The 22,378-nt window shown below is 52.4% G+C and carries 21 protein-coding genes; 3 read left to right on the forward strand and 18 right to left on the reverse strand.

All coding sequences use genetic code 11. The annotated features are described in order from the left end of the window. Window positions 1–135: 135 nt before the first annotated feature. From HDT28_00340 to HDT28_00385, 10 genes are all read right to left on the reverse strand, one after another. Window positions 136–465 carry a hypothetical protein gene (locus HDT28_00340; GenBank protein ID MBD5131036.1) on the reverse strand — a complete coding sequence of 110 codons (330 nt, stop codon included), beginning with the start codon at window positions 463–465 and terminating at the stop codon, window positions 136–138. A 48-nt stretch (window positions 466–513) separates the two neighbouring features. Continuing rightward, complete coding sequence (locus tag HDT28_00345; protein ID MBD5131037.1) at window positions 514–939, reverse strand: DUF1893 domain-containing protein; 426 nt, start codon at window positions 937–939, stop codon at window positions 514–516. Further along, window positions 932–1,513, reverse strand: coding sequence for a hypothetical protein (locus HDT28_00350; protein ID MBD5131038.1), 582 nt, complete (start codon window positions 1,511–1,513; stop codon window positions 932–934). The genes HDT28_00345 and HDT28_00350 overlap by 8 nt, the downstream gene beginning before the upstream one ends. Before the next feature lie 2 nt (window positions 1,514–1,515). Next, window positions 1,516–2,622 carry a (4Fe-4S)-binding protein gene (locus HDT28_00355; protein MBD5131039.1) on the reverse strand — a complete coding sequence of 369 codons (1,107 nt, stop codon included), beginning with the start codon at window positions 2,620–2,622 and terminating at the stop codon, window positions 1,516–1,518. Then, the gene (locus HDT28_00360) at window positions 2,622–3,731 is read right to left on the reverse strand and encodes a 4Fe-4S dicluster domain-containing protein (protein ID MBD5131040.1); all 1,110 of its coding nucleotides are present in this window, start codon (window positions 3,729–3,731) and stop codon (window positions 2,622–2,624) included. The genes HDT28_00355 and HDT28_00360 overlap by 1 nt, the downstream gene beginning before the upstream one ends. A gap of 1 nt (window position 3,732) precedes the next feature. Further along, on the reverse strand, window positions 3,733–4,146 hold the full coding sequence (locus HDT28_00365) for a cupin domain-containing protein (protein MBD5131041.1): 414 nt from the start codon (window positions 4,144–4,146) through the stop codon (window positions 3,733–3,735). Between the two features lie 180 nt (window positions 4,147–4,326). After that, window positions 4,327–5,109 carry a conjugal transfer protein TraX gene (locus HDT28_00370; GenBank protein MBD5131042.1) on the reverse strand — a complete coding sequence of 261 codons (783 nt, stop codon included), beginning with the start codon at window positions 5,107–5,109 and terminating at the stop codon, window positions 4,327–4,329. A 185-nt stretch (window positions 5,110–5,294) separates the two neighbouring features. Continuing rightward, window positions 5,295–6,827 carry a glutamine-hydrolyzing GMP synthase gene (gene guaA, locus HDT28_00375; GenBank protein ID MBD5131043.1) on the reverse strand — a complete coding sequence of 511 codons (1,533 nt, stop codon included), beginning with the start codon at window positions 6,825–6,827 and terminating at the stop codon, window positions 5,295–5,297. A 213-nt stretch (window positions 6,828–7,040) separates the two neighbouring features. Beyond that, complete coding sequence (gene typA / locus HDT28_00380; protein ID MBD5131044.1) at window positions 7,041–8,885, reverse strand: translational GTPase TypA; 1,845 nt, start codon at window positions 8,883–8,885, stop codon at window positions 7,041–7,043. 167 nt (window positions 8,886–9,052) lie between these two features. After that, on the reverse strand, window positions 9,053–10,153 hold the full coding sequence (locus tag HDT28_00385; GenBank protein ID MBD5131045.1) for a hypothetical protein: 1,101 nt from the start codon (window positions 10,151–10,153) through the stop codon (window positions 9,053–9,055). A gap of 154 nt (window positions 10,154–10,307) precedes the next feature. On the opposite strand from HDT28_00385, the gene HDT28_00390 reads away from it, so the two are divergent. Next, window positions 10,308–10,505, forward strand: coding sequence for a helix-turn-helix transcriptional regulator (locus tag HDT28_00390; protein MBD5131046.1), 198 nt, complete (start codon window positions 10,308–10,310; stop codon window positions 10,503–10,505). Window positions 10,506–10,557: 52 nt separating this feature from the next. Here the strand turns inward: HDT28_00390 and HDT28_00395 are convergent, their stop codons facing one another. The 4 genes from HDT28_00395 to HDT28_00410 all read right to left on the reverse strand — a co-directional run bounded on the left by HDT28_00395 (window position 10,558) and on the right by HDT28_00410 (window position 16,491). Beyond that, window positions 10,558–12,837, reverse strand: a complete 2,280-nt coding sequence (locus HDT28_00395) for a SpoIIE family protein phosphatase (protein MBD5131047.1) — start codon at window positions 12,835–12,837, stop codon at window positions 10,558–10,560. A gap of 340 nt (window positions 12,838–13,177) precedes the next feature. Further along, window positions 13,178–13,726: a DJ-1/PfpI family protein gene (locus tag HDT28_00400; protein ID MBD5131048.1), complete on the reverse strand. Its 549-nt coding sequence runs from the start codon at window positions 13,724–13,726 to the stop codon at window positions 13,178–13,180. An 11-nt stretch (window positions 13,727–13,737) separates the two neighbouring features. Continuing rightward, window positions 13,738–15,072, reverse strand: coding sequence for a TldD/PmbA family protein (locus HDT28_00405; protein ID MBD5131049.1), 1,335 nt, complete (start codon window positions 15,070–15,072; stop codon window positions 13,738–13,740). An 18-nt stretch (window positions 15,073–15,090) separates the two neighbouring features. Beyond that, window positions 15,091–16,491, reverse strand: a complete 1,401-nt coding sequence (locus HDT28_00410) for a TldD/PmbA family protein (protein ID MBD5131050.1) — start codon at window positions 16,489–16,491, stop codon at window positions 15,091–15,093. 111 nt (window positions 16,492–16,602) lie between these two features. Between HDT28_00410 and HDT28_00415 the strand changes: the two genes are divergently transcribed. Both HDT28_00415 and HDT28_00420 read left to right on the forward strand, forming a co-directional pair. Then, window positions 16,603–17,220 (forward strand): thiamine diphosphokinase, encoded by a 618-nt coding sequence (locus HDT28_00415; protein MBD5131051.1) that lies wholly within the window; start codon window positions 16,603–16,605, stop codon window positions 17,218–17,220. 67 nt (window positions 17,221–17,287) lie between these two features. Further along, a complete protein-coding gene (locus HDT28_00420) occupies window positions 17,288–17,758 on the forward strand; it encodes a hypothetical protein (protein ID MBD5131052.1) in 471 nt (156 codons plus the stop codon). A gap of 50 nt (window positions 17,759–17,808) precedes the next feature. Here HDT28_00420 and HDT28_00425 read toward each other — a convergent pair whose 3' ends face one another. From HDT28_00425 to HDT28_00440, 4 genes are all read right to left on the reverse strand, one after another. Then, window positions 17,809–18,564: a hypothetical protein gene (locus HDT28_00425; GenBank protein ID MBD5131053.1), complete on the reverse strand. Its 756-nt coding sequence runs from the start codon at window positions 18,562–18,564 to the stop codon at window positions 17,809–17,811. Between the two features lie 186 nt (window positions 18,565–18,750). Continuing rightward, complete coding sequence (purF, locus tag HDT28_00430) at window positions 18,751–20,115, reverse strand: amidophosphoribosyltransferase (protein MBD5131054.1); 1,365 nt, start codon at window positions 20,113–20,115, stop codon at window positions 18,751–18,753. A gap of 107 nt (window positions 20,116–20,222) precedes the next feature. Next, window positions 20,223–21,374 carry a pyridoxal phosphate-dependent aminotransferase gene (locus tag HDT28_00435; GenBank protein ID MBD5131055.1) on the reverse strand — a complete coding sequence of 384 codons (1,152 nt, stop codon included), beginning with the start codon at window positions 21,372–21,374 and terminating at the stop codon, window positions 20,223–20,225. Continuing rightward, a complete protein-coding gene (locus tag HDT28_00440) occupies window positions 21,371–22,219 on the reverse strand; it encodes a DUF3737 family protein (GenBank protein MBD5131056.1) in 849 nt (282 codons plus the stop codon). Before HDT28_00440 ends, HDT28_00435 begins: the two co-directional genes overlap by 4 nt. Window positions 22,220–22,378: the final 159 nt, after the last annotated feature.

Here is a 22,378-nt window from a genome sequence, read left to right on the forward strand (position 1 = left end):
TTTTAGAGCATATATAGTATACGCAATTTCTCTTGTTTTGGCAATAGATTTAATCGAATTTTAATGATAATTTAATTATTACGTAAAGCTTTACAGGGCGTTCAAGGGTGCGCAAGCCGCGCGGATCGCACTCTATCAGCCATTCTCATTAAAGTAACGCGGGAGCGGCGAAATCGTGCCCGAAGTGTTCTCGATAGTAAAGCTGTCGAAATCGACCTCGTCGACGAACTCGGTTTTGACGAACTTAGCTATATTGAAATGCACGAAATTATAGATATGACTTTTGAGAAGTAACGGCGTGGGAATATCGAGCGCGTGAGTAATGTCGCATATATAATTGAATAAATGCTCCTCGTCGAACGGCTCGCCCAGCTCGTACATATAGCTGCGCGTAATCTTGTCGCCGACGACCGTCTTAGCCCATATCCTTGGGAATACCCGTGCTTTAAGTTCCTTTTGCTTCATGTATACATTCTAACATATTCGCTTTAACTTTTCAACAAAAAACCGACCTTAAAGTCGGTTTTTCTCTGTCATGGTTTTTAATTTCTCTTTTAAAAGCAAATACCCTTGTTCGGGGTCGTCGGTTTCGATAACCGTCTTTTCCATCGGGCAAATATCGGTACCCGCGCGGTTGATTATCTTTTCGGTCAAAACCTCGTACTCGCAGTCGATACCGAAAAGCTCCAAAATCCGTTTGCCGTGCTCCGACAGCGTTTTTGCGAAAACGTTTTTAATTCCGCACTTAACGAAGAGTAACGCCGCCGCCTTGCCGACCACCGTATCGGCAACCGAATACCCCGACAAATCTTTGCCCTCCGCGATGAAATTCATCATGGGCGCAATGCCGCGACTGTCGCTGAACAGGCACTCGCCGTCCTTGCAAAGGCAAATCGTATGCCCGGGAAGATTATTCTTTGCGATTTGTAAATCAGTCATTTTTGTTTCTATCCAATAAAAGTTTCAAACCCATTACGGCAAACGGAACGATTACAGCTTGCAACACCATACCCAAAAGTCCGGTCTGAATCTGCGCCCAGATAGCGGCGGGCGTAAACGGCGTTACCGATTGGAATATGAGTACGAGCAGCATAAACGTCGTTCTGCCCGCGACCTGCGCCAAGAGCACTGCGGGGAAAGCAAGCCAACCGTTTGCGGCGATCTTTTTGGTAAACAAGCCCGATACCGCGGCGAATACCGCAAGCTCGACTATCATGAACGGAAGCCTAGCCGCCGCCGGCATAGGATCGCCGAACGCAAGCGTTATCAAAAAGCTGACTACGGGCGAAGCTACGCCTATTCCTAAGCCCCAAGCCCAGCCGAGAATACAGCCGCCGAGAAGCACGGGCAAATACATAGGCAGCCATTGCACGCCGCCCGCCTGACCCATTGCAAGATGCACAAGCTGCGGCAAAAGCACGGCAAGCGCGACTATCCCGACGGATATAAGACCTTTGACCGTTATCCTTAATTTAAAGGACAGGTTTTTCCTTACCAATACGTTATCTATCATAGTTATACTCCTTTGCCGAAATACTCGGCGATAGTTTTCATTTTACTTTGCTGTTGCACCTTGAACGGACAGCGCTTGTCGCAGTGCCCGCACTTTAAGCAAGCGTCCGCTTTTATTGCGAGCTTGTCGTAATGATTTGCCGCCATCTTGTCGCCCGCGAGCGAAAGGTCGTAATACTTATTGACGATACCTATATCTATCCCCGCGGGGCAGGGCTGACAATGGTTACAGTATACGCAGTTGCCGACTGCCGACTCGGGCGTGAACTCGCCTATTACCGAATAGTCGCACTCCTCTTTGCTTGCCGTATCGTATTCCAAAAGCTCGTCCAGATCTTTAAGGCTTCTCACGCCGGGCACGACGGTGAGTACGGCGGGACGGTCCAGACAGTACTGAATACATTGGTTTTTGGTAAGCGCCTTTTTAAACGGCGAAGTGTTAGCGGCTAAAAGCTGACCGCCGTGAAAGGGCTTCATGACCGAAATTCCCACGCCTTCCTTTTCGCACCGCTTAAACAGCTCGGCGCGCTCCTTGGCAGTGCCTATGCCGTAATCGTCGTTAAACTCCAAATCGTAAGCGGGGTTTATCGAGAACATCATCATGTCGGCGATCCCCATGTCAAGCAGCTTATGCGCCACGCTCGGCGTGTGCGAAGAAAACCCGATATGCCTGACTATTCCCTTTTCCATCAAGCCCTTGACGTAGTCGAGAATACCGTTACCTATAATATCCTCTAAATCGCTGTCCTCGTCCACGCAATGCAAAAACCCGAAATCGACGTAATCGGTGCCGAGCGCTTTCATCTCCCACTCGAACGTGTCCTTTATTAGCTTCAAATCACGCGACCAGCCGTACTCGCCGTTTTCTTTATACACCGCGCCGAAGTGGAGCTGAAACAGCACCTCGCTCCGCCGCCCTTTTATCGCCCTGCCGAACGGCTCGTATACGCTCTTTCCGCCCGCGCAAAGATCGAAAAAGTTTATGCCGTTTTTTATCGCTTTGTCAATTACGGCTTCTATTTCCTTGGGTGGGCAGTTTTGTATTCCGCCCATGCCTAAACCAAGCGCGCTTATTTCCTCGTCGCCGTGCGGAAGTATTCTGTAATCCATTACTTCTCGAATTCCTTAGCGACAGATTTGAGTAGCTCGCGAATAGGCAAATGCTGCGGGCAGGCTTTTTCGCACTTGCCGCACGCAATGCACGCCGAAGCCTTGCCGCCCGTTTTGGTATGTACCTCGTTGTAATAGTAATCGGCGTTCCAGTCGCGGTACGTGTTTTTGGTATTCAGGCACGCGAACAGGTCGGGAATGGATATCTTTTGCGGACAGCCGTCCATGCAGTAGCGGCAAGCGGTACAGGCTATAAGGTTCATGCCCTTAAACACCGCGCACACGTTTTTAACGGCTTGCATTTCCTTTTCGTCGAGCGGCTTATAGTCCTTCATGAACGAAATATTATCGTTCATTTGTTTCAGATCGCTCATGCCCGAAAGCGTCATGAACACGCCCTCGCAGCCCGCCGCAAAGCGTATCGCATAGCTTGCCGTGCTCGCGCTGCCGAGCGAAGCGAAATGCTTTTTCGCGGCGTCGGGCAGGTTGACGAGATTGCCGCCCTTAACGGGCTCCATTACGATAACGGGCTTGCCGTGTTTGTTGCAAACCTCCAAGCACTTGCACGACTGCACGGCGGGGTCGTCGTAGTCGACGTAGTTAAGCTGTATCTGCACGACCTCTACCTGCGGGTACTCGGTAAGAATCATGTCGAGCACGTCCGCCGTGTCGTGGAAGGAAATGCCGAAGTGCTTTATCTTGCCTTCCGCTTTAAATTCGAGCGCCTGTTCGTACGCGCGGCACTTTTTGAAATGTGAAAAAATTTCCTTGCTCTGCGCGTGCATAAGGTAGAAATCGAAATACTCAACACCGCAGATTTTAAGCTGACTCTCGAAGAACGGACAAACTTCCGCTTCCTTATTGAAATAAGGCTGCGTCAGCTTGTTCGTGAGGATATATTTATCGCGCGGGTAACGTGCCACAAGGCAATCCCTTATCGCGGTTTCGCTCTTGCCCGAAAGATACCCGTGCGCGGTGTCGAAGTAGTTAAATCCGTTTTCGATAAACGTATCGATCATCTTATTGAACTCGGCGTAGTCCACGTCGTCGCCCTTCATGGGCAAACGCATACACCCGAACCCGAAATTTTTCTTTACTTCTTTAAACATATTAATCCTCCAATCTATTGTATTCTTCGTCGGGAACGGGCTCGCACCACTCGGTACTGCCGTTCTCGGCGGGAACTTCTATTGCAAGATGCTGGAAAACGCTGTCCTTTGCCGCGCCGTGCCAATGCTTGACGTTGGCGGGGATATTGACTATATCGCCCGCCTTTAACGCGCGCGGCGCTTTGCCTTCCTCGCAGTACCAGCCCTTGCCCGCGGTGACGAGCAATATTTGCCCGCCGCCCTTATCCGCGTGATGGATATGCCAATTATTACGGCAGCGCGGCTCGAAAGTAACGTTGCCTATCACGACCTGCTCGGTGGACAGCATATTCAAATAGCTCTGCCCGATAAAGTATTTCGCGTACGCGTCGTTCTTTTCCCCGATCGGGAATGCGCTTAGCTTTTCTTTGTTCATAAATAGCTCCAATTACGATTTGGTTTATTATACCATACCCATAAAAATATTTCAAGCAAAAGAAAAAGACTTGACAAAAGCGCGCTTCCCGTAGGGATTATAAAAAAGCGAAGGGTTTTAAAATTCTTCGCTTTTTATAATTGCGTGATAAATGGAAATTTATATAATTCAGAACTAAAATCAAAAAATAGGAAAAACGCCGAAATATAACAATATTCCTATTACAGTCAAATGCAACGGATAATATATGTAAAAAGCCCATTTTAAAACTTTGTTAATCGCAGGATTTTTTCCGCGTTGACCGTTATAGAGCAATAATATCGGTATAGAAAGACAGACGGCAAGTTGTAAAATGCCGTAAATCATATCAATGGCAAAAAAGTATACTATGCCGTATATGAAAACCCAAAACATCATCCACAGCATTTGTTTTGTGAATTTACCTCTGTTTGCCCAAAACGACAAAATTATCATCGGTGCAATACAACTCCAATCTGCGGGGAAAGATACTGCAAGAATAAGAATATTAAGCAAAATTTTTACAGGGAATTTTAATTTGGAATCGTGAACGCGAATTAAAACCAATCCCCAAGCGAAAGCCCATAAAACGCCTGTTTGATTGAAAGGCGAACCGTGAGCAAACGGAACAAACGACAGCGGGTCAATATAGTTGAATGAACAGAACACATATGGAAAATGTGATATCACAGCAAATAAAAACATTCGCCCGATATACTTTTTCAGATTTTTAGTATAATGATAGCCTTCCGCAATGAAATAACACATTATCGGACAAGTCAAACGCCCCAAAATATGCATAACCAAAGCAACAGGATTAGTGGAAAATCCTTGCCAAATAGCCCAAGCCAAATGGTCTGCTGTCATTGCGATTATAGCTATGATTTTTAATATATTTGAATTTAGTTTTTTATATTTGGCATTTATTTCAACTTCTGTTTCCATATTGTTCCGCCGCTAAACTACTGTTTATCATTACGCTATTATACAACAAACAATTTATAAAGTAAAATAATTAGGCGCACCTGTCTTGTCTGCAAGGTATAGTGCGCTATACTCATATTCTGTTTTGTGGTAAAATTCCCTATGGGAACGACGGAAATCGTCAAATCCTTTTGTTGTTTAATAAATTATTCTAATTCGATCGTTGCGGGGGGTTTGCTCGTTATATCGTAAGCTACGCGGTTTACGTGCTTGACCTCGTTCACGATACGGTCGGAGATGTTTTGGAGTACCTCGAACGGGATGCGCGCCCAGTCGGCGGTCATGCCGTCCACGCTCGTCACCGCGCGGATGATAACGGTGTAGTCGTAGGTGCGCTCGTCGCCCATAACGCCGACCGTGCGGATATTGGTGAGCGCCGCAAAATACTGCCAGATCTCGCGGTCGAGCTTGGCTTTGGCGATCTCGTCGCGCAGGATATAATCGGCTTCGCGCAGGATCGCGAGCTTTTCTTCGGTGATATCGCCGATAACGCGTATCGCAAGACCCGGACCGGGGAATGGCTGGCGCATGACGATTTCTTCGGGCAAGCCCAGCTCGAAACCGAGCCGCCGCACCTCGTCCTTAAACAACAGCCGAAGCGGTTCGACGAGTTCCTTAAAATCGACCACGTCGGGAAGCCCGCCTACGTTGTGGTGGCTCTTGATCTTTGCCGAGTGGTTGAGTCCGCTCTCGATAACGTCGGGATAGATCGTGCCCTGAACGAGATAGTCGACCGTGCCGACCTTCTTCGCTTCGTCCTCGAACACGCGGATGAACTCCTCGCCGATGATCTTGCGCTTGCGTTCGGGCTCGGTCACGCCCGCGAGCTTGGTCATGAACCGCTCGCTCGCGTCGACGGCTATAAGGTTCATTCTTTGCTCGTCGCGGAACACGCGAACGACTTCTTCCGCCTCGCCTTTCCTGAGCAGACCGTGGTCGACGAAGATACAGACGAGGTTGGGGCACGCCCTATGTATGAGCGTTGCCGCGACCGCCGAGTCGACGCCGCCCGACAGCGCGCACAGCACTTTTTTGTCGCCTATCTTTGCTTTGAGCTCGGCGACCGTGCGCTCGACGTAGCCGGACATGGTCCACTCGCCCGTCGCGCCGCAAACGCCGTACAGGAAGTTTTTGAGCATTTTGAAGCCTTCGTCGGTGTGCATGACTTCGGGGTGGAACTGAACGCCGTACAGCTTGCGCTTCTCGTCCTCCATGGCGGCGACGGGACAGGTCTCGGTCGTTGCCGAAGTGGTGAAGCCCGTAGGGAGTTTTTCCACGTACACGGTATGGCTCATCCAGCAATTGGACTTGGCTTTAACGCCCGCGAACAGCTTGGACTTTTTGGTCTTGATTTCGAGCGTGCGCCTGCCGTACTCGCGAGGACCGTTCCCGACCGCACCGTCGAGAGTGCCCGCTATGAGCTGACAGCCGTAGCAGATGCCGAGAATGGGAATGCCCATTGACAGCACGTCCGCGTCGATATGCGGCGCGTCCGCATCATTGAAGTACGCAGGGCCGCCCGTGAATACCAAGCCGATAGGATTGGTTTCGGCGATCTTTTCTTTGATTTTTTGATACGAGATCAGCTCGCAGTATACGTTCGCTTCGCGCACTCTGCGCGCTATCAATTGGTTGTACTGCCCGCCGAAATCGACGACTAAAACCGTTTGCTGTGCCATACTTTTTACTCCTTTTGTTTTCTTCCTTCTTGTGAACAAGAAGGAAGCGAAGAAAACTTTATGTTTGGTGATTTTGTGTGATTATCAATTATCCTTATTATCAGCCTTCCCAAAATGGTGAAGGTGGCAGCCGCCACGGCGGCTGCCGTCGGGCATTCTTAATCACGAGCGAAGCGAGTCCGCAATTACGCATTACGAATTACGCATTACGCATTATTCATTTGCGTGCTTGCCCAGCCCTAACATTTTCGCCCGCTCTCTCATACGCACGGTCGGGTCGAGAATACGCTTTCTTATGCGCAACGACTTGGGCGTGACCTCCAAAATCTCGTCGTCCGCCAAGAACTCGATACAGTCTTCGAGCGTCATGCGCATGGGCGTGATAAGTCTTAACGCCTCATCACTGCTACTGCTTCTGGTATTAGTCAAGTGCTTGCGCTTGCAAACGTTGACGACTATATCGTCGCCTCTGGGGTTGAGCCCTACGACCATGCCCGCATACACCGGCACGCCCGCGCCGATAAACAACGTTCCGCGCTCCTGCGCGTTGAAAAGTCCGTAGACTATCGAATCGCCGTCCTCGTGCGCGATGAGCGAGCCGAAGTCGCGGCGGGTAATCTCGCCCTTGTACGGCTCGTAACCGTCGAACACGCTCGACATAATGCCCTCGCCCTTGGTGTCGGTGAGTAGCTCGCTCTGATAGCCGAACAGTCCGCGCGCGGGGACCTTGAAGTTCATTTTTATGCGACTGCCGTGCGGCGTCATGTCGATAAGCTCGCCCTTGCGCGTGCCCATTTTGTTCATGACCGTGCCGACGCACGCTTCGGGCACGTCGATAAACACGCGATCGATAGGCTCGCACTTAACGCCGTCTATCATTTTAATAAGCACCTTGGGCATACTGACCGCAAACTCGTAGCCCGCGCGGCGCATGGTTTCTATAAGTATGGACAAGTGCATTTCGCCCCTGCCGCAAACGACGAAGCTGTCGGCGGTCGAGCCGTCGCTGACTCTTAAAGACAAGTCCTTGACCGCTTCCTTGTAAAGCCTGTCGCGCAAATGCCTGCTTGTAACGTACTTACCTTCCTTGCCCGCGAGCGGCGAATCGTTGACCATGAAAGTCATTTCCACGCTTGGCTCGGCTATCTTTACAAACTCGATGGGCGTGGTGTCGCTCTCGGCGCACAGCGTGTCGCCTATCATTACGCCCTCGATACCAGAAATGCAAACTATATCGCCGACGGTCGCGCTCTCGACGGGAACGCGTTTAAGCCCCTCGTACGTGAAGATGCTGACGACCTTGCTCTTGACCGCCTTATCCGCTTCGTGATAGTTGGTGAGAACCACCTGATTGCCGACGGCGACCGAGCCGCTCCCAATCTTGCCTACGGCGAGCTTACCGACGTAATCGTTGTGCTCGGCGGACGACACGAGCATTTTGAACGGCGTGTCGACCTCGCCCGACGGCGCGGAGATATGCTCGATAATCGTTTGGAACAACGGCTGCATATTCCTGCCGCGCTCGGTAATGGTCTTGGACGCAACGCCCTCGCGCGCCGAAGCGAACACGAACGGGCTGTTAAGCTGTTCCTCGCTCGCGTCGAGGTCGAGGAAAAGTTCGAGTATCTCGTCGACGACCTCTTTAAGCCGCGCGTCGGGTCTGTCCGTCTTGTTGACGACGACTATTATCTTCAAGCCGAGCGCGAGTGCGCGTTCGAGAACGAACCGCGTTTGCGGCATGGGACCTTCGAACGCGTCGACGACGAGAAGTGCGCCGTCAACCATTTTAAGAACGCGCTCGACCTCGCCGCCGAAGTCCGCGTGCCCTGGGGTGTCGACAATGTTTATCTTGAACCCGTCATACATACACGACGCGTTTTTGGAAAGTATGGTAATGCCGCGCTCGCGTTCGAGTGCGTTACTGTCCATTACGCGGTCGGCGACCGTTTGATTGTCACGGAAAACGTTGCCCTGCTTTAAAAGCTCGTTGACGAGCGAGGTCTTGCCGTGATCGACGTGCGCTATTATCGCAACGTTGCGAATTTTCTCTTTATCCATAAAGTTTATGCGACCTGATTAAAAATTTACTTATGAATAAAGTTTATTACATTTCGCCGAAAATGTCAAATGATTGCACGGTAGCGTGATAATTCGCAACACGCAAACAAAAAGCGACTGCACTCGTTCTGTGCAATCGCTTGTTTTTTCGATTATATTATTTTAACTTACTCTGCGAGTACGTACTCGAAAACATCGTATTCACCGAACGACATAGTGAGCGTGCCGTTCGATACGACGATAGAGTACGCGCCAGCGCTCTGCAACATTTCGTACTGCGGACCTACCGTCTCCTCAACGGTCATATATCCCTTACCGTCGACGGTGCAGTAATACTCGCCCGACTGCCGAATAACGCCGCCCTCGTTCGTGACCGTAATGCTGTACGTGCCGTCGGCGGCGAACGAAGCAGTTGCGCCATTGTATCCGTTCCTGACGGCAACGGCAAGCGACTGATCAAACGCGTTGCTTCTGAAAGTGGAAAACACGTAGTTCTTACCCGCAAGCTGTCCCAAGCTGTCAGCCGGTCCGTCGCCACGCAGGATATACACAGGTTGGAATCCCATAGAGGGCGTCGACTGTATGAGTTTGTCGCCATCTACGGTGTAATCCATAGAGCTGCCGTTGGAACTCTCCGAAACGTCGTTTTCCTCGACGGTAATGGTAATAGTGTCGTCGCTTTTACTGTACGAGCCTTTCATATAGTTATCGCCGAACTTATAATAAAAGGTATTGTTATTGTAGAGCGTTATGGTAGAGCCGAGATTGCCTCGCATAGCCATATCGTGATTGTAATAAGAGCTTCCTTCGCCAATCAAATCATAGAACGTATAAACATTCAACACTTCGGGCGCAATCGGGTCTTCGCCGGTGCCCGGTTTTTCGTTCGGGTCGTATTTGTCATTCACGCTGACGTTGCAGGTCGCTTCCATTTTCATATATTCGGCGTGGATAACGGTATTCCCGCTTGCGACAGGCGTCACCAAACCGGTTTTGTCTACGGTTGCGACCTCGGGGTTATCCGACCACCAATTTATATCGGCATCCAATAACGTCTCCAAGGTATCGGTTTCTACCGTCAATCGCACCGGAGAATAGTCGTATCCGTTCGAACCGAAATACAGTTGATCGTAACTGCAATGAATGGACGTGACTTCGTTCTTTCCGTCCCCGCCGTCATCGCCGCCGTTTCCGCAGCAGATAAGACCGAGGGCACAGCAAAGCACACAAACGACAAGCGTTAAAGTGAGTAAAAGCTTCTTCTTCATTATTTCTCCTTTTGGGCTTATAGTCAACGTGTATTTTTACTATAATGCCTTCATATTTGAAGTATGCACAGCATATTTCTCTAATAGATTATATTATACTAGACATTTTATCTAGTGTCAAGACATTTTATCTAGTTTCTTGTAAAATTTTTTCATGGATAATATTTTTTGTAAAAACCTAAAAGACACGCGAAAATCATCCGGACTTACTCAAAAACAAGTCGCGGACAAGCTCAACGTAGTAGAGAGTTGCTATGCAAATTGGGAACAAGGTCGAACCGAGCCTAATATTTGTATGCTTCGCAAGTTGGGTGAAATATTTGAAATCAATATTGACGAACTTATCAATTAATCACGTTTAACAAAAAATCGGCTGTACCCTATCGCATGGCACAGCCGATTTTTTATTTTTGTTTTTTGACAGTTATTTTCTCGCTCTTGATCTTTATTTTCTTTTTGGGTGCGTCGAAAAGGCGGACTGCGACGGCGGTCATATCGTCACGGGGCACGCCGCCCGAAAGCTCCAACGCGCGGTTAATGAGCGCGTTCACCGCCGTTTCGGGATTGAACGCAGACAGCCCGTTTATGAACTCGGGCAGCTCGTCGCCCTCGAAGCAATCGCTCACGCCGTCGGTAACGAGTATCAGCATTTGCCCGGGGTACAGGCGTTTGGTCGTGACGACGGGGCGCATTTCGTCGAGCACGCCGATAGGCAGTGCGCTCCCCTCTATCCTAAGCACGGTGTCAGCCGTTTTGATATAGCACGGCGGCGCGCCTATCTTTATTATATCGACCGACGCGTTGTCGAGGTCAAACACGGCTACGTCGGACGCCGAATAGTTCTCGGTAGTAGGTAGCTTCAAAAACCTGTTCACGCCCGTCAGCACCGACTGACTGTCAAACCCCGCGCGGTAGAAGCATTCTATAAGCTCGACGGCGGCGCTGCTGCTCTCGCTCGCGCGAACGCCGCTGCCCATGCCGTCGCACAGCGCGGTCAAAAACCTGTCGCCTATTCTTTCAAACGTATAGCTGTCGCCCGAGATCCCGTCCTTGCCCAAGCCCGCCCGCGCGTACACCGCTTCGTAGCTCGGCTTGCGTTTGAGCATTGCAACGCTCCACCCCGCCGCCTGTGTTTTTTCGAGCGCGCTCACCTCGTAGTTACGCTTCATGCAAACGCTTACCGCCTTGCGTATGCTCTCGCGCGCCGCCGACTGCGTTCTGACGACAGCCGTCACGCCGCCCGTGCTCGAACAGAACACCTCGGCGCACTCCACGCCGTTGTTGTTGAGCTCGTTCACGATACGCCGCTCGGTCGTGCCGTCGAACCCGACGGGCTGGGCTTGGCTCTTGCCCAGTTCTTCGAGCACGTCCTTTATGGCTTTCAGCCGCTCGGTGACGATCACCTTGGCTTTGTCCTCGCTCTCTCTTTCGCGCGCACGCGCCCGCGCCGCGTCGGTTATGCTCGCGGACGCGCTTATAACGTCGGGGCACATGGCGCACGAACTCGTAAAGAACTCGGGAAGGTCGGATATTATCGCCTTGCCGCGGTGTGCGCGCTCGGCGAGCAGGGCGAACGCTTGGTCCGCCGTCACCCTGTCGCACGCGCTACGCGCGGGACAGTACGGGCAAACCTTATCGGCGAGCGTCATGCCGATAGCCACGTAGTCGGGCGTGGCGTCGCCCACCGCGTTCATGAGCCGCGCCGTTTCGTCGAACACCGAAGCGACGGCGAGCATACGGTTGCCCGCGTCCGCCTTGGAGCGGTTTATGTAGTGCCTAACGGCGAGCCGCGCCGACCCGTCGAAATCGAAATAGCTCCGCACCTTTTGAACGGCGAGCCGCGGCAGTATGCAGAATAGAAACCCGCCCGCCGCGAGCATGAGGCAGTTCCAACCCATAGCGACGGGATCGACGCCGAGAAGAACGGCGGTCGCCGCATACACGCCGATCGCGGTGATCGAGGTTACGATGCGCGGCAGACTGCCGAACGCCACGATCGCGAGCAACAGCGGAAGCATGGACAGCCCGAGCGTCGGCGAGAACGCGAGTCCGAGCCCCACCGCCACCCCGCTACCGCAAACGAGCGCGGGCAGGCTTCCGCTCACGCCGAGCATTAGCAGTAGGAAGAACGCGGGCGCGAGCCCGATCAAAAACTGCGAAACGAAAGCGCGAGCAAAGCACAGCCCCGCCACGATAGAAATAACGAACATTGCCGCGGCTTCGGTCACGCCGCATTTGCGCCCGAATTTGAGCTTGACCACGACGGCGGCGCGGAACGCGAAATACAAGAACAACAGCCCGACGACCCCCGATAACGCCGCGTCGGCTGTCGGCATGAACAGTCCGCTAAGCACCGCGTCGAGCACTACGGCAAACGCCGAGAACAAATATTTAGATACGGGCTTACCGAAGCGCGGAATTTTGAGCGCCAAGAACCACCGCACCGCCATTACGAAAATGACCGCGCCCGCAGTGTACAGCCGCCACACCTCGAACGTGAATAAAAACGCGCACAGCAAATACAGCGGCGCGACAAGCCCAATGAATACCTCGCACGACAGCGCGCAAAACGCCGCCGCGCCGAACGGGATCAAACCGTAAAGCTTTCCGCCGCAGCACACGACGAGCACGACCGCCGCCGATAACCATACGAGCGGGCTTATTTTTGTTTTGCTTTTGCTCATACGGTTTTTGTATACCATATTTTATATGGTTTTTTTTGTACGATATTGAAGGAATATAGGGATAATTAGGAATTGTGAATTATGAATGACTGACCGCTTCGCGGTGATAAAGAATTTAGCGCACGTTCGTTTATGTTTACAACCTTGCGGCAGTTCGCCTAGATACCTCGACTTCGCTCGGTATGATGGTAGGTTGAATTTGCTTTTCGAAAATATCGTTACAACAAGTAAAGCTACAATTCCATCATCCCGACCGTAGCGGAGGGATCTAGCGGAACCCGCGCATAGTGGTTAAGCCGTACCACCAACCAATTCCTAATTTCTAATTACTAATTCCTAATTAGAATTGTATCTTCCCTTTTATCTCCGCCGCCTTGTCCTCGCCGAGCAAGAGCCTAACAAGTTCGAGCCCGAGCTCGATAGAACAGCCAAGACCGCGCGCAGTCGTGATATTCCCGTCGGTGACTACGCGCGCGCCCGTAACGACCGTCGCGTCGAGCATATTGTCTTCCATACCGGGGAAGCAAATCGCTTTTTTACCTTTAAGAAACCCGTTCGCGCCGAGAACGAGCGACGGCGCGGCACACACCGCCGCAATGCGCTTGTTCGCTTTATCCTGAATTTTAAGCGCGTCTATAAGCTTGCCGCACGCCGCGAGGTTTTTCGTTCCAGGCATACCGCCCGGCACAAAAATAACGTCGGCGTCTAAAAAATCGACGTCGTCTATCTCTACGTCCGCGGTCACCGTCACGCCGTGCGAGCTGACTACCGTTTTACCGCCAACGCCGACGAGCACGGTATCTATCCCCGCGCGCCGAAGAATATCCACAACGGCAAGGCACTCGACCTCCTCCGTTCCGTTCGTTATCATTGCAAAGACTTTCATAATAACCTTATTCCCTAATTATCTTTAACACCTGATATAGATAATCCACGTATAGCCACCGACGGGGTTTTAACGCCGTAATACGTGAGCGTGCTGTCGTTAGCGACCGCCATAAGGTTCTTAAAATCGGTGACAATATTTCCGGCAACCGTCATAAGCGACACGGGCACAGCCTTTTTTCCGTTCTTGATAATGAACCCGTTCGCCTGCAACGAGTAGTTGCCCGACCGCCCGTCGATACCCGTCGACACGCCGCCGAGATCGGTTATATACACGCCGTCGCCCACAGCCTTGAACAGTCCGTCAAGGTCGAGCGTACCCGCGTGCACGGTGACGAACCCCACCGCAGGGCGAACGTTGCCGCCCACAAGCCTGCCGTTACCCGTCGACTTAACGCCCGCGCGCTTAGCTGTCGCGAGGTCGTAAACGTACCCCGTCGGCACGCCCTTATCCACAAGCACGCGGTTTTGCTGCGGCACGCCCTCGGCGTCGAAGGGTGAACAGAACACGTCGGATCCTATCGGCGTTTGCGACAGCGAGAAGTTCTCGGCGAACGCTTTGGTTCCTATCTTACCCTCTAACAGCGACACGTGCTGTTCAACGTTGAATGCCGAAAACCCGTCGCACATGGTTTTGAGCAAGACCGCCGCACACTCGGGCGTGTAGACCACGGTATACTTGCCCGTTTCGATAGAGCCGCCGCCGAGCGCTTCCACGGCGTTAGCTACGAGCGTAGCGGCGAACTTATTTTCATCGAACCCGTCGAGTGAAGAAAGTATTGCGTAGTGCGAACCGCTCTGCACTTCGTTCACGTTCGCTGCCTTCGCGCTCGCGTAAATCATCGCGTAGTTTTGCGAGCGTTCGAGCCGCAGTCCGCGACTGTTATACAGCTTTTCGGTTTCGCACTCGTATTCGATCTCTACGCTCACGTTCTCTACGTGCTTATCGCTGTCGAGCGCTTTTTGCGCAATGCGTTTCGCAAGCGAAATATACTCGCCCGCTTCGACCTTAGCGAGTTTATCATTATAGGTGTTTACCTGTTCATATTCGTACGCCCCGCCCTTGACGAAGAACTCCTCATCGAGCGGATTGCCGTAAGCGGCGGCGTCTTTGAGCGCTGCTATCGCAGTATCTATAACCTCGTCGTCGACGCGGTCGGAAGTGAAAACCCCGCTCTTTCCGCCGACTGTTCCGCGCACTTTAAGCACGCAGTCGTCGGCTACCGTAAAGCTCTCGCGCTCGGTATTGAATGTGGACAGCGACAGCTTGCTCGTCGTCGATATCCGCGCTTCGAAAATATCTATCCCCGCTTTTTCCGCGGCTTTGAAAAGTTTATCTATATTCAACATAATATTCACCCGTAATTCCTAATTAACGCTTTCGCCCTTGCCGCCGACGGTCATCTCCGACACGCGCAACGTCGGCTGACCGACCGCCGCGGGCACCGAGCCCGAAGCCGCGCCGCACATACCCGCCGCGAGCTCTTCGTCGCTTCCCACCATGTCGATACGCGGCAGGACTGCATAGCCGTAGCCGACCAGGCACGCCGCTTTTACGAGGTGATCGAGCTTGCCGTCCTTAATGACGTAGGTCTTGGACGAAGTGAAGTTGAACTTGTCGGTGACGGGGTTGACCGAGCCGCCGCCGAACGACTCGCAGTACAGCCCGAACTTAGTCGCCTTAATAATATCCTCGGGCGAGCTCTCGCCCGCCGCAATATAAGTATTGGTCATGCGCGTAGTCGGCATATACTTGTACGACTCGCGGCGGCACGCGCCCGTCGATTTCATGCCCAGCCTCCGCCCGTCGAAGGTGTCGACCATGTACGATTTGAGCACGCCTTTCTCGATAAGAACGTTACGCGTGGACGGCTCGCCCTCGTCGTCGAAGTTCTCGCTGCCCCAGCCGTTCGCGATCGTGCCGTCGTCGATAGCGGTGACGAGCGGGCTGGCAACCATCGTGCCGAGCTTGCCCGCGAACGGCGACGAACCGTGCGAGATCGCCGTGCCCTCTAACGGGTGTCCGCACGCCTCGTGGAAAAGCACACCGCCGAACTTGTTGCCTATGACGACGGGCATATTCCCCGACGGGCATTCGGGCGCTTTAAGAAGCGCGACCGCGTCGGCGGCGGCCTGCTTGCACCCCGCGATATAATCGATCTCGTCGTAGAACTCCGCGCCCTTGCTGAGCCCGGGCGTGAACGAACCGCTCTCAAACGCGCCGTTCTCGCTCGCGACGGCGTGCGCGCGAACGCGACTGCGCACCCTGCGGTCGGTAACGACGCGGCAATGCTCTTTCGTCACCGAGTAGATAGAAACGTTCTCGTCGTCCTCCGCCATAACGCACTGCGCGTTGACGATGAGCGGCGAGGTCGCGTAGATAACCGCTTCGCCCGCTTTAAGATAGTCTATCTTTTGTTGGGTAGTGAGCGAAGAGTGCTCCTTTTTCGGCGCGTGACGGTCGGGGTTTTTCACGCGCTTGAACTCGCCCACGGAAAGCACGCGCTCGCCGTCGAACGACGCCGAAAGCTTTTTTGCAAGCTCGATAAGCGACTGCTCGGTTAGGTCGGAGGTGTAGCCGTAAACCTGGCTCACTCCGCGCATCAGCCTCAGCCCCGCACCGTAGATGAGCCGCGACGACACGTTGTCCACGCGCTTATAGTTGAGCTCGACAACGTTCGTCGTCTTGTCCTGAACGTACAGTTCGGCAAAGTCCGCGCCCGTGCCGAGCGCGATATCCAAAACTTTCTTGACCGTTTGGTTTGTCATGATATCCCTCGATAAATGGGAATTGATTTTATACATTATACACGATTTGCCGAAAAAACGCAAAGCTTTTCGACGCTTGATTTGATCGGTATAATATGATATACTTGTCGCATGGAAAAACTTTGTGTAATATTCTGCGCGGGCGAGCTGTTTGCGCCGCGAAAAAAGTTCGGCAAGGACGATCTTATAATCGCCGCCGACGGCGGGTACAATGCCGTAGCTTCGCTCGGTATCGAACCTAACGTAATAATCGGCGATTTCGATTCGAGCGAACAGCCCGTAAACACCGCCGCGCACGTGGTCAAGCTCAACCGCGACAAGGACGATACCGATATGCTCGCAGCCGTCAAGCTCGGCTTACGCCGCGGCTGCCGAAAATTCGTTATCTACGGCGGCACGGGCGGACGGCTCGACCACACCGCGGCGAACTTCGCAACGCTTGCCTATCTCAACGCCTACGACGCGCAGGGCTTTCTCGTCGACCGCGACAGCGTATCGACGGTGATAACCGACGGCAAGTTCGCCCTGCCCAAGACGGCGCGCGGCACGGTGTCCGTTTTCGCCTACGGCGGCGCGGCAAGCGGCGTGTGCCTTAAAAACCTCAGCTACGAGCTCGACAACGCCGAGCTCGATCCCGCGTACCCGCTCGGCGTGTCCAACGCCACGACCGATAAGCCCGCCGTCGTTTCAGTCAAGCACGGCTCGCTTCTTATCTTCTTCCCGAGATAGTTTTATCGATCCCGTATTATTTCCCCGTTACCTGCGCACAATATTTAAAGCAGATATGGAGGAAACAATGAACACAACGGATCTCACAAAAGAACAACAGCAAAAGAACGAGCGCGAAGTGGAATTCTTAAAGCAGCTGCATCAGGCGGCGCAGATGGGCATGGACACGCTCGAACACGTAAACGACAATATCGGTCAGGGCGAGCTTCACGACGCCGTGCAAAAGGATATTTTCGATTACTCAGACGTATGTATGCAAATCACGCGCAAGCTCGACGAAAAGGGCGAAGAACCGAAATCGGTCAGTAAGATCACACGCAAGATGGCGGAAATCATGATCGACGTCAAGATAAACGAAGAAACGCCCGACCGCGAAATCGCCAAGATGATCATCGACGGCACGACCAAGGGCGTGACCGAATGCACTTCCAAGATAGCCGAGTTTTCGGATATTTCGGACGACATCAAAAACCTCGGTTACAAGTTCCTTTACGTCCAGCAAAAGAACATCGACGAAATGCGCAGATTCCTGCACTAAAATAAATCCAAATGAAAAGCCCGTGCCTTGATCGGTACGGGCTTTTTTATTTATTGTTTTCTCGCGTCCTTCATTTGTTTTTCGTCTTTTACGACAAGCCCCGAAAGCTTGGGGAACACCACGTCGAACCCTTTGACCGCTCGCCTTAGCGCGGCGGGCACGACGAATTTTTCTTTATTGCTATTCACGTCGAAGTACTTAATGCGCACGCCGCCGATAGTGCCGAAAAGCGGCGCGCCGTCCTTGAATACGATCTTGCTTTTATAGGTCTTGCCGTTGCGCTCGATCGTGCCGACGAAAGTCTCGGTATCGACCTTGCCTATGCGCATATCCACGTCCATGTCGACGAAAAAGTCGTAACGGTATTGCGAGTAGCTCATTTCGGGGAGCATGACAGCTTCGCCGCGGTCGACCTCGATATTATGCTCGCCGTCTGAAAAGCCAGAACGCGTTTTGGACAGGACCTGAAAGCAGTACCGCTTGCCGTTCGCCTTGCAGGTGTACTGCAAAAAGCTCGTCGGCATGTACGCGCGCGACGCGAGGTTTGCCACGAGCACGACCACTACGAGCACCACGCCGACTATCGCGCAAACGGTGGACGTCGTGCCTTCCATGACCATGGACACTATAAGCAGCGCCACCGCGCCGAACCCGAAAAAGAAGTTGAACGCGATTTGCCACCACGACGTGGTATACACGTCGTTCCTGACGCTCGTGATCTGTTCCGCGCGCTCGACAAGCGTATTATGAAACCGCTCTCTTGTGCTTATCTCAGCGGTTTGTTTTTCGTCGTTCTCTTGATCCATTGAGTTATACTTAACTTAGAGTTTTATTTATGCCACTAACAAAAAACTTAAAGTTTTCTTGGCTACTTCTTTTTCAAAATAAAATTGCAAAAATTTTTATGTTTTATAATTAGAAGTATCAAGCAGTAACATCCGGTTAACAAAAACTTAAAGTTTTCTTGGTTACTTCTTTTTCAAAAGAAGTAACTACTTACCTTTCGCGCCGTCGGGATAGTTGCCCGTAAAGCACGCGTCGCAGTATCTGCCGCCGAGCCCCACGCGCTCGAACGCTTCCATGGGCAGGTACCCAAGACTGTCCGCGTCGATGGACTTGCGAATTTCCTCTATCGACATACGCACTGCGGCAAGCGCCTTGCGCTCGGGAATATCGCTGCCGTACGGGCAGGAATAAACAAACGGCGGCGACGCAATGCGCATATGTACTTCCTTAGCGCCCGCCTGCTTTACCAGGCGGATAAGATTGGCGCAGGTCGTGCCGCGAACTATCGAGTCGTCGACAAGCACCACGCGCTTGCCCTCGATCGCGCCACGCAGCGCGTTGAGCTTAATGGAAACGGCTTCGCGCCGAATCTCGTCCGTGCCTTTAATAAACGTTCTGCCGACGTACGAGTTTTTCATAAGCCCGTCCACGTACTGCAAGCCGCTCTCGTACGAATAGCCGAGCGCGAAATGCAGTCCCGAGCTCGGCACGCCGATAACTATATCTGCGTCGGCGGGCGCGGCTTTGCACAATTCTCTGCCTATATCGATACGCGCTTGATACACGCTCTTGCCGTCGATGAACGAGTCGGGGCGCGCAAAGTACACGAACTCGAATATGCACTGCGCGGGCTTGACCTTGCCTACGCAGTCCTCGTAGCGCGTAACGCCGTCGTCGTCGATTTTGATAAGCTCGCCGGGCTTGACGTAGCTAACGGTCTCCGCACGGATAACGTCGAACGCCGCAGTCTCGGATGCGAAGAAATACGCGTTGCCGCGCTTGCCGAGCGACAGCGGTTTGAACCCGTACGGGTCGCGCACCGCTATCAGCTTTTTGGGCGACATGACGACCATGGAGAACGCGCCTTTAAGCCGCTTAACAACGTCGAGCACCGCCGCCTCCGCGCTGTGCGTTTTGGTACGCGCAACGGCTATCATGTTCATGACCATTTCCGCATGGCTGGACGATTGGAATATCGCGCCGCGGTGTTCGAGCTCGCTACGAAGCTCGTCGTAATTGGTGATTGTGCCGTTCATGGCGATAGTCATAGAGCCCTTGCAGTAGCGCGAAACAATAGGCTGAACGCCGTCGTTCTCCTCGCCCGTATAGCCGTACAGCACGTGCCCTACGCCGATCTTGCCTTTAAGCGTGGGCAGGTTGTCCTTGGTAAATACCTCGTTGACAAGCCCCTTACCCTTTACCGTGTGAAGGTTGACATAGCTGTTCGTGACGATACCGCAGCTCTCCTGCCCGCGGTGCTGCAGAGTATACAGCCCGTGATAAATGTCAAGCGCAACGTCGTTCCCGTCAAAGTCGTACGCGCCCATTACGCCGCATTCTTCGTGTAACATATATCGATTACCTCTTATGTGACTTCATGTATATTTTAACATATACGCCGTAATTTTGCAACAAAGTAAAAGGAGTATACAAAAGTTTGTATACTCCTTATTTTTCTTTATTTAATTAGTGCTTTCTTTAACCTATTAAGTCCGTCTATTACCATAGAACGCGGGCAGGCTACGTTCATGCGCAAAAAGCCTTTGCCGTTGCCGCCGTACTGCGCGCCGCCCGAAAGGTACAGCCCCGTATCGCGGCGTATACTTTCCGCGAGCGTGTCCGCGTTATCTATCGCGTTGCAATCAAGCCAAAGCAGGTATGTCGCCTCTGACGGTACGACTTTTATTTGCGGGATATTCGCCGAGATAAACTCGCGCACCGTTTTCTTGTTTTCGTAGATATACTCGCGCAGCTCGTCCAGCCACTCCCCGCCCTCGTTGAACGCGGCGACGGTCGCGCACACGGCGAACGTATTGGGCTCGGCGACCTCGTCGGTGTTGAGCGCGCGGTTGATCTTATTGAACAATGCGCGGTTGCTCGCGAACACCGCCGCGCTTTGAAGTCCCGCGAGGTTGAACGCCTTGCTCGCCGATATGCACGTAACGCTTATATCGGCACACTCGGGCGACGCGGAAGCGAACGGAACATACCCCTTGCCGGGATCGGTAAGGTCGCAATGAATTTCGTCCGACAGAACGGTCACGCCGTGCTTTTTGCAAAGACTGCCAATCGCCGCGAGCGTTTTCTTATCCCAGATCTTGCCTACGGGATTGTGCGGATTGCACACTATCATGAGCGTGGTTTCGGGCTCGGCGAGCTTGCTTTCCAAATCGTCGAAATCGATCGAGTAGCTCTCGCCGTCATACTTTAACGGCGCTTCGAGAATGCGCCTGCCGTTATTGACTATCGAATTGAAAAAGATATTGTATACGGGCGTTTGCACGACTACGTTCTCGTGCGGAGTAGTCAGCTTGCGCACCGCCGACGATATGGCGGCTACAACGCCCGTGCAGAATATAAGCCTATCCCGCGGTATCTCGTAGCCGTGCCGTCTTTCCCACCAGCCGACAATACTGTCCGTCCACTCGTCGGGCACTACGTTATACCCGTACACGCCGTGCGCGGCTCTTTTACACACCGCGTCGATAACGGCGGGTGCAGTGCGGAAGTCCATATCCGCCACCCACATGGGAAGCTCGTTACCTTCTATATCCCATTTAAGCGCGTTAGTGCCGCGCCGATCGACTAACTCGTCAAAGTTATATTTCATGCTTTTTCCCGAACAACTATTTTGGTTTTTTTAGGGTCGACTTTATCTTCTTCGAGTATGAGCTCGCCTATCCCGTCGGCGACGATAACGCCGCTTATCGGGTTCTTAACGCTGTCGACCGTGCCGACTATATCGGCGTCGATATTCTTACAGTATTCGAACGAAAGCGTAGTATTACCGAGCTTACAGTTGACAAGCTTCAATCCCTCTATGTAGCAAAAGCCTTGCAGGCTCTCTATCTCGCAATTGATAAGGGTAATATTCTTGCTGTTCCAACCGAAGTATTCCCCGACTATCGTCGAGTTTATAACGGTAACGTTCTCGCAATTCCAAAACGCGTCCTTGGTTTTGAGCGACGAATTGCGTATCACTATATCCCGCGCGCCGTCGAACCCGTAGTCGCCGTCAAGGTCGAGGTTATCGACTGTCACGCGCGAACAGTTCATGCCGAAGTAATTGCCGCTTACCTTAACGTTATTGAGCTCGACGTCCTCGCAAGCCCACAGCGTTTCCTGCGCGTTGGGCAGTTCTATATTTTCGAGAATAATATCCTTACACCTGCGGAAGTTCTTGGGTGCGAGAACTTTGGTATTTCTAATAACGATATTCTCGGTATACCACACGCCCGCGCGCGCCGTGTCCTGCCACAAACAGTCCTCAGCCTCCACGTCCTTCGAATACCACAGCGGATACTTCCAGCCGAACGTGCAATCAGTAAGCTTGATATTCTCACTCTCTTTGAGCGGCGACTCGCCGTCGTCGAACAAGCACTCGCAAAAGTCGAGATCCCGACCCCGAAATACCGCTCTTTCTCCCGTATAATGTATACCCGTAATTTTTTTCATTTTCGTATTTCCCTCGTTAGGTTGAACTAAATATACCCGTTTATTATACCATATTCAAAAATAAAATCAATAGTTACGACCCGATTTTATCGGCAAAAACTCTACATGCAAAAAAACGCGCCGAGTTCGGCGCGTTTTTTGAGTGGCGATATTAGATAG

The organism is Clostridiales bacterium (assembly GCA_014799665.1).
GTDB lineage: Bacteria > Bacillota > Clostridia > Christensenellales > Pumilibacteraceae > Anaerocaecibacter.

Bases quoted from the DNA above. Each gene is read 5' to 3' on its own strand.
- HDT28_00340 (MBD5131036.1), bottom strand. From the start codon at position 465: ATGAAGCAAAAGGAACTTAAAGCACGGGTATTCCCAAGGATATGGGCT.
- HDT28_00345 (MBD5131037.1), bottom strand. From the start codon at position 939: ATGACTGATTTACAAATCGCAAAGAATAATCTTCCCGGGCATACGATT.
- HDT28_00350 (MBD5131038.1), bottom strand. From the start codon at position 1,513: ATGATAGATAACGTATTGGTAAGGAAAAACCTGTCCTTTAAATTAAGG.
- HDT28_00355 (MBD5131039.1), bottom strand. From the start codon at position 2,622: ATGGATTACAGAATACTTCCGCACGGCGACGAGGAAATAAGCGCGCTT.
- HDT28_00360 (MBD5131040.1), bottom strand. From the start codon at position 3,731: ATGTTTAAAGAAGTAAAGAAAAATTTCGGGTTCGGGTGTATGCGTTTG.
- HDT28_00365 (MBD5131041.1), bottom strand. From the start codon at position 4,146: ATGAACAAAGAAAAGCTAAGCGCATTCCCGATCGGGGAAAAGAACGAC.
- HDT28_00370 (MBD5131042.1), bottom strand. From the start codon at position 5,109: ATGGAAACAGAAGTTGAAATAAATGCCAAATATAAAAAACTAAATTCA.
- guaA (MBD5131043.1), bottom strand. From the start codon at position 6,827: ATGGCACAGCAAACGGTTTTAGTCGTCGATTTCGGCGGGCAGTACAAC.
- typA (MBD5131044.1), bottom strand. From the start codon at position 8,885: ATGGATAAAGAGAAAATTCGCAACGTTGCGATAATAGCGCACGTCGAT.
- HDT28_00385 (MBD5131045.1), bottom strand. From the start codon at position 10,153: ATGAAGAAGAAGCTTTTACTCACTTTAACGCTTGTCGTTTGTGTGCTT.
- HDT28_00390 (MBD5131046.1), top strand. From the start codon at position 10,308: ATGGATAATATTTTTTGTAAAAACCTAAAAGACACGCGAAAATCATCC.
- HDT28_00395 (MBD5131047.1), bottom strand. From the start codon at position 12,837: ATGAGCAAAAGCAAAACAAAAATAAGCCCGCTCGTATGGTTATCGGCG.
- HDT28_00405 (MBD5131049.1), bottom strand. From the start codon at position 15,072: ATGTTGAATATAGATAAACTTTTCAAAGCCGCGGAAAAAGCGGGGATA.
- HDT28_00410 (MBD5131050.1), bottom strand. From the start codon at position 16,491: ATGACAAACCAAACGGTCAAGAAAGTTTTGGATATCGCGCTCGGCACG.
- HDT28_00415 (MBD5131051.1), top strand. From the start codon at position 16,603: ATGGAAAAACTTTGTGTAATATTCTGCGCGGGCGAGCTGTTTGCGCCG.
- HDT28_00420 (MBD5131052.1), top strand. From the start codon at position 17,288: ATGAACACAACGGATCTCACAAAAGAACAACAGCAAAAGAACGAGCGC.
- HDT28_00425 (MBD5131053.1), bottom strand. From the start codon at position 18,564: ATGGATCAAGAGAACGACGAAAAACAAACCGCTGAGATAAGCACAAGA.
- purF (MBD5131054.1), bottom strand. From the start codon at position 20,115: ATGTTACACGAAGAATGCGGCGTAATGGGCGCGTACGACTTTGACGGG.
- HDT28_00435 (MBD5131055.1), bottom strand. From the start codon at position 21,374: ATGAAATATAACTTTGACGAGTTAGTCGATCGGCGCGGCACTAACGCG.
- HDT28_00440 (MBD5131056.1), bottom strand. From the start codon at position 22,219: ATGAAAAAAATTACGGGTATACATTATACGGGAGAAAGAGCGGTATTT.